This is a genomic window from Halorhodospira sp. M38, assembly GCF_022227985.1.
In the GTDB taxonomy this organism is placed as follows: domain Bacteria; phylum Pseudomonadota; class Gammaproteobacteria; order Nitrococcales; family Halorhodospiraceae; genus Halorhodospira; species Halorhodospira halophila_A.
This window is the reverse complement of sequence record NZ_JAJNQP010000031.1, coordinates 1-11,146: the sequence shown is the minus strand read 5'-3', so window position 1 is coordinate 11,146 and position 11,146 is coordinate 1. Positions and strand designations below refer to the sequence as shown.

Annotated in this window: 10 protein-coding genes and 3 pseudogenes; all 13 read right to left on the bottom strand. The window is 61.7% G+C overall.

Annotation, left to right across the window (positions count from 1 at the left end; translation table 11 throughout):
- Positions 1-247 precede the first annotated feature (247 nt).
- Positions 248-2,254 carry an ATP-grasp domain-containing protein gene (locus LRA98_RS11905; RefSeq protein WP_338018793.1) on the bottom strand — a complete coding sequence of 669 codons (2,007 nt, stop codon included), beginning with the start codon at positions 2,252-2,254 and terminating at the stop codon, positions 248-250.
- A 34-nt stretch (positions 2,255-2,288) separates the two neighbouring features.
- Positions 2,289-2,975 carry a pseudaminic acid cytidylyltransferase gene (gene pseF / locus LRA98_RS11900; RefSeq protein WP_238634119.1) on the bottom strand — a complete coding sequence of 229 codons (687 nt, stop codon included), beginning with the start codon at positions 2,973-2,975 and terminating at the stop codon, positions 2,289-2,291.
- The gene (gene pseC, locus LRA98_RS11895) at positions 2,975-4,129 is read right to left on the bottom strand and encodes a UDP-4-amino-4,6-dideoxy-N-acetyl-beta-L-altrosamine transaminase (RefSeq protein ID WP_238634120.1); all 1,155 of its coding nucleotides are present in this window, start codon (positions 4,127-4,129) and stop codon (positions 2,975-2,977) included. Before pseC ends, pseF begins: the two co-directional genes overlap by 1 nt.
- Entirely contained in the window at positions 4,126-5,127 is a 1,002-nt protein-coding gene (gene pseB / locus LRA98_RS11890) for a UDP-N-acetylglucosamine 4,6-dehydratase (inverting) (protein WP_238634121.1), read from the bottom strand. Before pseB ends, pseC begins: the two co-directional genes overlap by 4 nt.
- Before the next feature lie 41 nt (positions 5,128-5,168).
- Positions 5,169-6,977 (bottom strand): ABC transporter ATP-binding protein, encoded by a 1,809-nt coding sequence (locus LRA98_RS11885; RefSeq protein WP_238634122.1) that lies wholly within the window; start codon positions 6,975-6,977, stop codon positions 5,169-5,171.
- A 218-nt stretch (positions 6,978-7,195) separates the two neighbouring features.
- Positions 7,196-7,714: pseudogene (locus LRA98_RS11880) on the bottom strand (nucleotide sugar dehydrogenase); the annotation flags it as partial.
- Between the two features lie 3 nt (positions 7,715-7,717).
- On the bottom strand, positions 7,718-8,725 hold the full coding sequence (locus tag LRA98_RS11875) for an NAD-dependent epimerase (protein ID WP_238634127.1): 1,008 nt from the start codon (positions 8,723-8,725) through the stop codon (positions 7,718-7,720).
- 36 nt (positions 8,726-8,761) lie between these two features.
- Positions 8,762-9,001, bottom strand: a pseudogene (locus tag LRA98_RS11870) (MarR family EPS-associated transcriptional regulator); the annotation flags it as partial.
- Between the two features lie 343 nt (positions 9,002-9,344).
- A pseudogene (locus tag LRA98_RS11865) lies at positions 9,345-9,596 on the bottom strand (adenylyl-sulfate kinase); the annotation flags it as partial.
- A 6-nt stretch (positions 9,597-9,602) separates the two neighbouring features.
- Positions 9,603-9,770 carry a hypothetical protein gene (locus LRA98_RS11860; protein ID WP_238634123.1) on the bottom strand — a complete coding sequence of 56 codons (168 nt, stop codon included), beginning with the start codon at positions 9,768-9,770 and terminating at the stop codon, positions 9,603-9,605.
- A gap of 133 nt (positions 9,771-9,903) precedes the next feature.
- Positions 9,904-10,047 (bottom strand): hypothetical protein, encoded by a 144-nt coding sequence (locus LRA98_RS11855; protein WP_238634124.1) that lies wholly within the window; start codon positions 10,045-10,047, stop codon positions 9,904-9,906.
- A 47-nt stretch (positions 10,048-10,094) separates the two neighbouring features.
- Positions 10,095-10,574: a ParA family protein gene (locus LRA98_RS11850; RefSeq protein ID WP_238634125.1), complete on the bottom strand. Its 480-nt coding sequence runs from the start codon at positions 10,572-10,574 to the stop codon at positions 10,095-10,097.
- The gene (locus tag LRA98_RS11845) at positions 10,571-10,906 is read right to left on the bottom strand and encodes an ATP-binding protein (protein ID WP_238634126.1); all 336 of its coding nucleotides are present in this window, start codon (positions 10,904-10,906) and stop codon (positions 10,571-10,573) included. The genes LRA98_RS11850 and LRA98_RS11845 overlap by 4 nt, the downstream gene beginning before the upstream one ends.
- Positions 10,907-11,146: the final 240 nt, after the last annotated feature.

The window sequence follows — 11,146 nt, the reverse complement described above, 5'->3', positions numbered from 1 at the left end:
GGTGACACCTCCAGCGTTGTTAGTCTCTAAAAGAAAATCGTAGAAATCACCAATCCCCCCCCGACGTCATGCACGCTACAGGGCTTATCATTTAAGAAGAGAGTGGCGAGTTTTTGGTACCGGTGTTTCTTGTGGTCTTCAGACTCGGAGCCTACCGCGTGAACAGTGCTCGAACTCGTTTTCGCCTTGTTTGCCCAGTAGGAACTTTGTTGCTCTTCAATCTCGTTTCGACTGTTACGGCTGTTTGTCATTTCGGGCTACCATTTTCGCTCAGCGCAAGGCCTAAAATCCGCTCTACACCATTCGTATCGAATAGCTGTTTCATTCGGGTGCTCATCGTTTCGCGTTGATCGCGATCGGATAAAAGCCGTTCAGTTGCAGAGCCGACATCCTGTTCAGATAGAGAGCCCATTACCCCGAGGTTGATCCCAACCCCAAACTGACTTAACTGCTCAGTACAAGCGTATTGTGCCTCCTGGAAAGAAATCGCCAGAAAAGGGGTACCTGTGAGGCACAGCTCATATCTTAGGTTTCCCCCATTTATAAGGGCTACGGTTGCCTTTGAAAGATAGCGCGCAACATTTTTCTTGCCCTCGATTAATTGGCTGTGATGTTTTGATTCATCCGCAAGTTTTGCGATCTGGGCGCGATCTGAGAAAGCGGGACCAACTAATATATCAACATTGTAAGTGTTATCTGTGTGTTCCAGAGCCCTGAGGCAAAACTGTGTCAAGCCGTAAGGGTCTGCCCCACCGTGCGCAATAAGGATAGTTTGGTCAGTACCTTTATCCACGGCTTGCGTTACTTCGGCGAATTCCTCTCGAAAAAGCATATACGCCCGGCCGGAATATTCTACGGTCATGTGGTCGCTGGTGGGACCTCGGTTTTCTGTTTTCCAGTGGGTTAGCTGCTCTCCGAGGAAAATGGCGTTGGTCCCAAAAATATCAAACCCGAAGCCGACGCGAGATACGATTAGTGTTGTGTTCCAGCTCCTTGAGACATGGCGTAGCTTGGGGAATTCACCTTCATGTACGTCTATGATAACAGCCTCAGGGCCTAGCTTGTTTAGTAATTTTTGTAAGCCCTGTTTTTGATCTAGGTCTGTTATGTGAGTAGCCAGCTGGTGTTCTTTTGCTAACTCCGACACGAGAGAACTATCTGTAACTAGGTCTGCTTTGTAGCCTTTGCGCTCTGCGTGCTTGGCGAGTGTGATCTGTCTATAGGCATGTCCCATACCTATTTCGGAACCGCCAGAAGTAATAAATATAATGCGCGGTGCTTTCTCTCGACAGGTTATTACGCTGGTTGCTCGCGCGCTACGAATCCCCGGCTTTGGGGTGAGCCAAGCTTTCTTTGGAGTATGGCCTTTTAGCCAAGATACAATGCAAGCCGGAACGTCTGCACCTGCATTATGACTGAAGACATAACCGCCACCAAAGCGGGGGTTTATATCTAGCAGGTAAAATTTTCCGTCATGTTGGATGACGTCGCAATCAATCAGTCCCTGATGTCCGAGGTTTTGTGCGAGCTGTTGACCAGCGGCCTCTAGATCTGGCTCATGGACGGTCTCAGCGATGTCTGTCTCGCCTGAGCGCATTGCCAGTTTTCGGCGTATGAATGTCGCGGCCGGCTGACCGTCTAAGTCATTGACCAAGTCAAGCCCATACTCTTCTCCGTTTAGGTAGGGCTGTATGAGGTGTTGATCAACGCAACCAGCTCTTCGCAAGTTGGAAGCAAACGTTTGCGCTTCTTCAGCGTCTTGAAGGTGCGTTTGGCCCCGCGATCCTTTTCCGAATATGTCCTTGGCTACAAGGGGGTACGCAGTGCTCGGTATTTCCGGTATGTCATCGAGATTCCATATGGTGGGTGTTTGTAACGGAGTATTTTCGCAAATTTGGCTATATTTGCTTTTGTCTAGGCATTGCCTTAGTCGGTCTGGTGCCATTCCTACGAGACATGTTCCGCGGCGTGCAAGTTCTTCGCGCAGGGCCTCTAATCGTAGTAACTCGTCAGGGAGGAGGCTTATTAGCAAAGATACGCGTTCAGTCGTGCATATATCGAGGATCCAATCGCTGTAATATGTGCTTTTTAAGTTAGGGGCGGCATACGAGCAGTGCGCTGCGTACAATCCGGCTGCAAGAGGATTGTTATCGGCAGCAATCACTTTCCCGGAGGTCGCGATGGCCTCTCGGAAAGCCCCCACGAGAGAAACCTGTCGGCCGACGCACGATATTAGTATATTTAGGGAGGCCATTGTTGGTATGCACGAAATGTAATTTGGTAAAAACCTAGAAAAAAGTGGTTTTGTGCAAAAGTTCTGCGCGAAACCAATCCTCCTCTGTGTCTATGTCAATGGCACGCCAATTTGGGAGAAGAACCGGTATAGAATTGTCGGAAACCGTGGGTCGGCCATCAATCAAGGCGGTCGTCCGCCCCCAATAAAATTGTCCCGCATCATGGTAAGTGGGCTCCAAATCCTGGGAGCGTGTGTCGCGGTATTCCGGGTGAACCATTTCTATACGTTTGGTGGAGTTGATGCGTAAAGCGCGCTGAATGGGGTACGCAAACTCGGTGACAGAAAAAGCAAAGTCGGCTTCATCGTTAATGATTTTCTCTAGGCCGCACCTGAGGTCACTTACTTGCAGGAAAGGGGCAGTGGGGTAAATGGTACAAACGTAGTTTGGCAGCCCGTATAGGTCTTCGATCTGGCCTAGCGCATGGTTGATGACGGGTCGAGTTGGTGTGTGATCATCGGCAAGCTGAGGCGGGCGCCGGAAAGGGACTTCTGCTCCGTACTGCTGCGCCACCCGTGCAATTTCATCATCGTCGGTGGAAACGATGATATGATCGAAGAGACTGCTATTTTGAGAAGTTTCGATCGGCCAAGCAATCATCGGCTTCCCGCAGAACTCACGGATGTTCTTACGGGGAATGCGTTTGCTGCCTCCGCGGGCGGGGATGACGGCTACCTTCATCAGCGCATCGCCTTTTCGAGTGCTTGGACCACTTGGTCTTGGGTCTCGCACTCCATGGTGGGGTAGAGAGGAACGGATATGGCCTTCTCGTAATACGCCTCGGCATTGGGGTAGTCGCCATACTGAAAGCCCATCCGCCCGTACTGGGGCTGCGTGTGGACGGGGATGTAGTGGATATTGGCGCCAATGCCCATGTCGCGGAGAGACTCAAAGACAGCGCGTTGCTGGAGAGCGCTCTCGTTAGGCAGACAAACCACATAAAGATGCCAGGCGGACTCCGTATCCGGATGCTGCCACGGCGTCACCACGGGCAGCGAAGCCAACGCCGCATCGTATCGTTCGGCCAACACCCGCCGCTGCGCGACGTAATCATCCAGCCGCTGCAGCTGGCTCAGGCCGAGCGCCGCCTGCAGCTCAGTCATCCGGTAGTTGAACCCCAGCTCGATCTGCTCGTAGTACCACGGCCCGTCGGGCTCCCGGGTCATCTGCCCCGGGTCGCGAGTGATGCCGTGGGAGCGCAGTCGGTCCATGCGCTCGGCGAGCTCGGCGTCGTTCGTCACCGCCATGCCGCCCTCGGCGGTGGTGATGATCTTCACCGGGTGGAAGCTGAAGACGGTGATGTCGCTGTAGCGTCCGCACCCGACCGGCTCGTCCTTGTAGCGCCCGCCGATGGCGTGGGAGGCGTCCTCGATGATGCGGAATCCGTAGCGCTCGCTTAAGGCGTGGATGGCGGCCATATCGCAGGACTGTCCGCACAGGTGCACGGGGACCACGACCTTAGGTAGGCGCCCTTCCTGCTCGGCCACCGCCAGCTTCTCGGCCAGGGCGTCCGGGCTCATGTTGTAGGTGTGCGGATCGATGTCGACGAAGTCCACGTCGGCACCGCAGTAGAGGCCGCAGTTGGCTGAGGCCACGAAGGTGATCGGGCTGGTCCACAGCCAGTCGCCGGGGCCGAGGCCCAGCGCCAGGCAGGCTATGTGCAGCGCGGAGGTGCCGCTGTTCACGGCCACGCCGTAGCAAGCCCCGCAGTAATCGGCCACCGCCTGCTCGAAGCGCGGCACGACCGGGCCCTGAGTGATCAGGTCCGAGCGCAGGACCTGGACGACCGCCTCGATGTCGTCCTCGGTGATCTCTTGTCGGCCGTAGGGGATCATACGCCCGCCAGATGGTTCATGGCCCGGATGCCCTCGATATCCAGGAAGTGGGGGTTCGCGCCGGAGTTGTACTCGAAGCCCTGTTCGACGTCCGCGCCGTGCTCACCGAGGGCGTTGGTGTAGAAGTCCGGGTTCCGGTTTGTGAAGTTGATCGTCGGCTGGATGACGAAGTGGTCGTCGAACTCGATGGTTAGGTGCGAGTCGTCGGCGGGGCACATGACCTCGTGGAGCTTCTCGCCGGGGCGGATGCCGATGAACTTCTGCGGCAGATCCGGCGCCATGGCGGCGGCCAGGTCCGTGACCCGTACCGAGGGGATCTTCGGCACGAAGAGCTCGCCGCCTTGCATCCGCTCGAAGTTCTTGAGGACGAAGTCGACGCCTTGCTGCAGGGTGATCCAGAAGCGGGTCATGCGCTCGTCGGTGATCGGGATCTCGTCGGCGCCTTGCTCGATGAGCCGCTTGAAGAAGGGGACCACGGAGCCGCGGGAGCCGATGACGTTCCCGTAGCGCACCACCGAGAAGCGGGTTGCGTGGCCGCCGGCGATGTTGTTGGCGGCGATGAAGGTCTTGTCCGACGCGAGCTTGGTGGCGCCGTAGAGGTTGATGGGGTTGGCGGCCTTGTCCGTGGACAGGGCGATGACCTTCTGGACCTCGTTCTCCAGGGCCGCGCGGATGACGTTCTCGGCGCCGTGGATGTTGGTCTTGACCGCCTCCATCGGGTTGTACTCGGCGGCGGGCACCTGCTTGAGGGCGGCGGCGTGGATCACGTAATCGACGCCCCGCATGGCCTGCTTGAGCCGCTCCGCGTCGCGGACGTCGCCGAGGAAGTAGCGCATGCAGGACTGGTTGTACTCCTGCGCCATCTCGAACTGCTTGAGCTCGTCGCGCGAGAAGATGATCAGCTTCTTCGGCCTGTAGCGCTCGAGGATGGTCTTGACGTAGCGCTTGCCGAAGGAGCCGGTGCCGCCGGTGATCAGGATGGTTTTGCCGTTGAACATGTTTATTCCATCTAGCTTTTTGGGATAGACCCCGGTGTGAGTCAGTGGCTGGCCATGGCGCGAAAGTTGTCGTGGCTTTCGACCAGTTCGTCGTAGGTGCCCTGGGCTTCCAGCTCGCCGTGGTTCAGTACATAGATCCGGTCGCACTCACGCACGGTGCTGAGGCGGTGCGCGATCATGATGATGGTCTTGCGGTTGCCAAGGTTGTGCACCGCGTCCATCACGGCCTTCTCGGTGAGGTTGTCCAGGGCGCTGGTCGCCTCGTCCAGCACCAGCACTTCCGGGTCGTGGTAGAGGGCGCGGGCGATGCCGATGCGCTGGCGCTGGCCGCCGGAGAGGCGCACGCCGCGCTCGCCCACCAGGGTGTCGTAGCCCTGGGGCATCTCGCTGACCACGAAGTCGTGTAGTTCGGCGATGCGCGCGGCGCGCTCCACGGCGGCCGGGTCGATCCGCTCCGGCGACACGCCGAAGGCGATGTTGGCCGCCACGGTGTCGTCGGTGAGGAAGATGCTCTGGGGCACGTAGCCAATGTTGCGCTGCCAGGCGCGCAGGCCTTCCCCGCTGACCGGCTGGCTGTCGATCATCAGGTGGCCCTGTTGCGGCTCCAGCAGGCCGAGGATGAGGTCGACAGCGGTGGTCTTGCCGGCACCGGTGCTGCCCACGAGGCCGACGGTGGTGCGCGCCGGGATGGTGAGACTGAGGTGGTTCAGCGCGGGCTGTTCGGCCTGCGGATAGGTGTAGACGATGCCGTCCAGCGCGATGCTCTCCGTCAGCGGCAGCACCTCGTCGGTCTCGGCGCGCACCTTGGCATTGGCGGAGACACCGGCCTGTTCCGTCTCCACCAGGTCGCGGTGCAGCGCCTCCAGGGCGGGCTGGCCGAAACGCAGTTTGGCCAGGGCGCCGTAGACCTGTTGCAGGGCCGGCATCAGGCGGGTACCGGCAAAGGCGTAGAGGGCGATGAGGGGCAGCACATTGGAGAGTTCGCCCCCTTCGGCCGCCAGCAGCACGAGCAGCAGGACGATCATGCCGCCCAGAACCAGCCCCTGCAGAGCGAACTGAGGCACCTGATTGATGATCTGGTTGGTGGCCTGGACCCGAGCAAATCGGCTGGCCGGGCCGGCGAAGCCACGGATGTAGCCGTTCTCCAGACCGAGCACCTTGACGTCCTTGATGCCGCCAAGCGCCTCCTGCGCGACCTGGAAGCGTTCCTGGTTCGCCTTCACCCGCAGGGCACCGATGCGGCCGATGTAACGGCGCAGCACCCAGTAGATGAGGCCGTACGCCCCGCCCAGGACCAGTACGGCGACCATGGCCACCACCGGGTTGACCGCCACCACCAGGGCGATCAGGAAGAAAGCGACGATACCGTGGGCCAGCAGGTTCACCGCCGGCATCAGGGCGTTATTGATGACCTGGCCGACCTCGGAGAGCACCGACTTGCCGAGATCAGCGCTGTGGCGGTTGAGGAAGAAGCTGTAGGGACGCCCGAGGTAGCCGCGCAACAGGCGGCTACTGATGGTGTGGTTGCGCATGTGGGTGAAACGCGCCATGGCCCAGTGGGTCACCGCCTTGAAGGCGAGGCTGCCGACCACCAGCACGAAGACACCGCCGCCGAGGAAGATCAGGAAGGTGTCGGTGCTGGTGAAACCGAGGCCGGTGTAGACGGCGTTGAGGTAGTTGTTGGTCTCCACCACCTCGGGATTGGAAACCACGGCGATGAACGGCATCACCGAGGCGACGCCGACGGCCTCCAGCAGGCCCATGACCAGCATCATGCCGAAGAGCACGACGGCGTTGCGGCGCTCGCGGGCGTCGAGGAGGTCGCGGATTTTACGGTAGGTTTCTAACATTTGGCGTCTTTGGTTGGTTTGGGGACTGTCCGCGTGGGGACGGTCCCCTTTTACAAGCGCAGGGTGGCAGTTCCGGCCGGCAGCACGGACTTCACATCGAACAACACGCTGTTTTCGGCGCCCAGGGTGCGGATGGCTTCTCCCTCCGCCTCGACGAATTCCCGATGGGGCACGGCGAGGATCACGCCCTGGTAGGCGCCCCGCTCCTTCGCCTCGGTCAGCGGTGTGATGCCGTGCTCCTTGTCGCCGGGGTTAATGCGCTCGGGGCTGTAGCCGACGAAGAAGCCGTCCTCGGCGTTGAAGCGCAGGCCGGAGACGCGCTCGAGCACCGGGACGCAGACCTCTTCGGTGGCGCCGGGGTAGACGGTGGATTCGTAGATGACCGTGTCGCTTGGCTTGAGTGCGGCGCCGACGGTCTCGCTGGCGCGCACCAACGGCGTGAGGTCCGGCGTCTTGTGCTCGTCCACCGGCGTGGGGACGGTGACGATGTAGGTGTTGCAGTCGGCCAGGTCGCCCGGGTCGCTGGTCAGCCGCAGGTGGCGGGCGGCGGCCAGCGACTCCGGTCCCACCTCGCGAGTGCTGTCGGTGCCCTGCTGCAGCTCCGCGATCCGCCCGGCGTGGATGTCGAAGCCGGTGACCGGGAGGTGGCGGGCGAATTCCACCGCCAGCGGGAGGCCGACGTAGCCGAGGCCGATGACGGCGATGTTGGGGCTCTGGGGGGCGTTGAAGTGGTCCATGGTTTAGATCCGGTAGTACTCGCGATACCACTCGACGAAGCGGGCGATGCCGTCTTCCACCGCGGTCGCGGGGGCATAGCCCACGTCCTGGCGCAGGGCCTCGACATCGGCATAGGTGTCCGGGACATCCCCCGGCTGCAACGGCAGGAGGTTCTTCTCGGCCTTCTTGCCCAGGCAGTCCTCGAGCACCTCGATGTAGCGCATCAGTTCCACCGGCTCCTGGTTGCCGATGTTGTACAGGCGGTAGGGGGCTGCGCTGGTGGCCGAGTCGGGCTCGGCCCCGCTCCAGTCGGGGTTGCGCGGGGCCACGTGATCCAGGGTGCGGATCACGCCCTCGACGATGTCGTCGATGTAGGTGAAGTCGCGCCGGTGGTGACCGTAGTTGAAGACGTCGATCGGCTCGCCCGCGAGGATCTTTCGGGTGAACATGAACAGCGCCATGTCCGGGCGGCCCCAGGGGCCGTAGACGGTGAAGAAGCGCAGCCCGGTCACCGGCAGGTCGTAGAGATGACTGTAGGTATGCGCCATCAGCTCGTTGGCCTTCTTGCTGGCAGCGTACAGGCTCAGCGGGTGATCGACGTTGTCGTGCACCGAGAACGGCATGGTGGTGTTGGCGCCGTAGACCGAGCTGGAGCTGGCATAGACCAGGTGCTCAACGCCGTTGTGCCGGCAGCCCTCCAGGATGTTGCCAAAACCGACCAGGTTGGTGTCGACGTAGGCCGCCGGGTTCTCCAGCGAATAGCGCACCCCGGCCTGGGCCGCCAGGTTGACCACCCGCTCCGGGCGGTGTTCGCGGAACACCCGCTCCATCGCGGCGCGATCGGCGATGTCCTCGCGCACCTCGGTGAAGTTCGGGTGGTCCAGGGTGCGCGCCAGGCGCGCCTCTTTCAGCGAGACGTCGTAGTAGTCGTTCAGATTGTCGACGCCGACCACCTGGTCGCCGCGTTCCAGCAGGCGCAGGCTGAGGGCGCTGCCGATAAATCCGGCCGAGCCGGTTATGAGTACTTTCATTTTGTTCTTTGTGTTGGTGTGTGTTGATCGATGGGTTGTTCGCGGGCGGGCCTTTTCCTGCAGGCCGTTCGGCGTGAGCTTGTACAGGTAGGCCGAGCGGTTATCCGAGCGGCGGAAGTTTTGCGCCTTGACCCAGCCGCGATCGAGCACGGCCTTGAGCGCGTAGTGCGTCTTGCCCACTGACAGGCCCAGGGCACGGGCCAGCTGGCGCTGGCTCATGTCCGGCTCGCGCTCCAGAAGGCGGAGCACTTCCAGGTGAAGGTCGTCTTCAATCAATGGGTTATCTGGATCATGGGCGGCGTTTGGACACGCTACCGCCGGGACGGTGCACCCGGAATTTTCGCGGGCCCGCCCTGGGGGACGCTGCTGACTGTGCGTTCACGGGGTGAACGAAGGGCGAAAGTAGAGCACATCGGCCGGTCGCATGGCAACGGAACGCGCGTGCAAGAAAAGGGAAACGGCACAGACTGATTGTTCACACTCGCCGCGACGATGGTCGGGAGGTCGTGTAGCGAAGGGCGTCGGCGCAGGTGGTCTTTGGCTGTAGGAGCCGAGCCCTCTCGGCGATTGGGGCGTTGGATAGGCCCTATCGCCCAGGGGGCTGGGCTCCTACAGGTAGTTACGGGTTGCGGATGAAGCCCATGGCTTCGAGTTTGAGCAGGATGCGGTGGGCGGCTTCGTCCGGGGCCATGTCGCGGGTGTCGATGCGCAGTTCCGGGTTTTCGGGTTCCTGGTAGGGGTCGTCGATGCCGGTGAACTCCTTGATCAGGCCGGCGCGGGCCTTGGCGTAGAGGCCCTTGCGGTCGCGCGCCTCGCAGGTCTCCAGGGGCGTGGCGACGTGGACTTCCAGGAAGCCGCCGGAGGGCTCGATGTCCGGCTACAGGATCCACCCGCAGGCGCGCACGACCCCTCGGATGCGCGAGGAGATCCGTACCGAGGCCACACCGGCGGTCTCGAGCAGGGCCATGACGACCACCATCCCGAGGACCAGTGCGCCGCGTCGCTTCTCCTGGCGGCTGAGCAGGCTGAGGAGTTTCTTGAGCAAAGGGGCTCCCTTGGCGGGGTCGGGTTCGGGCGGCGGTTGAGGAGGCGCTTACTCGGGCAGCTGGGGATCGGGTGCGTCGGCGCTGGCCGCCGCCTCTTGCCGATTGGCCCACCTGTCGTGAAGCATCTGGGCTTCAGTGGGCTCGCTGTTCAATGGCCTGCGCCAGGCCCCGGAAGTCCCGGTAGCAGTTCGTAACCGCCTGGACGTGGGCGCCGATGGCGCCATCGGCGGGTTTGAGGTGGAACATGGGCTTGCGGGCCTCCTGCGCCATGGGCATGAGGCTGCGGTAGTCCTTGAGTGCTGCCAGGCATTCAGGGTCGTTTTCTACCCGTAGCCCTTCCTGGTCCCCTTCCGCCAGGACGTAAGCGCCAGTTCCGCCTCGCGACGGGCGCCGGCCCGCCGAATGACCTCGGCAAAGGCACCGATGACGCGGAAGGCACGCCGGTCCCCGTCCAGGCAGCGTGGCCACTGCTGGGAAAGCTCGTCCTCGAAGCCGGACAGGGCCAGGTCGCCAACCAGCAACCCAATATCATCATCGATCTCCTCCACCCAAGGCTCTTCGATCCCGCCTTCGCCCTCCAGCAGGGGGCGGATGGGCGCCAGGGCGGTGTGGGTGCTGCGCCCCTCCGGCCAGAAGGCCTCCAGCCGGTCCTCTTCCAGGAACATGGTGGAGAGGTTGGCCTGGGGGTCGAGGTCAACCGCAAGGATGGAGCGGCCCTGGTCGGCGAACATCCAGGCCAGGTGGTAGACCAGTGCGGTCTTGCCCACACCGCCCTTGTTATTAAAGAAGGCGATGGTCTTCATTCGGCAGCCCCGACGGTAACGGCCAGGTAGGTGGGCTCGAAGTGGAACTGCGGCTCGGGGTTGCCATTCTCCCGCAGGTAGCGCCGGGCCAGCGGGATCCCGAAGCCGAACCGCTGCACATAGCCAAGGATGTGCATGGCCTCGGCCAGGAGGGGGTTGCGATAGTCGGTCGCCCCCTTGCCGAAGTTCTCCCGGGTGACCTGGCCGTAGAGGCCGCCGGGATTCTGGATCTCGATCCGGTCATTGAACCAGTAGATCCGTACCGGGGCGTGCGTAGCCTCGTAATCCCTGTGGATCAGGGCGTTGCGGGCGAGCTGGCGCAGGGCTGCCACCGGTCTCCACCCCGTCGCCGCTCTGTGAGCCGCCGCTCCTGCTCCGGTGTGGCCCGGTGGTTGGTGGTCCCCGCCCGCACCCACGCCTGGCCCTGGTAGCGAATGAGCGTCAGCAGCGCCTGTTCAGAGAGCATGATTCATGGCTTCCTGGTGTGCACGCCTACTCGGGCAGCTGGGACTCGGGCGCGTCGGCGCTGGCCGCCACCTCGGCGCGCAGGCTCTCGATCTCGGCTATCAGCC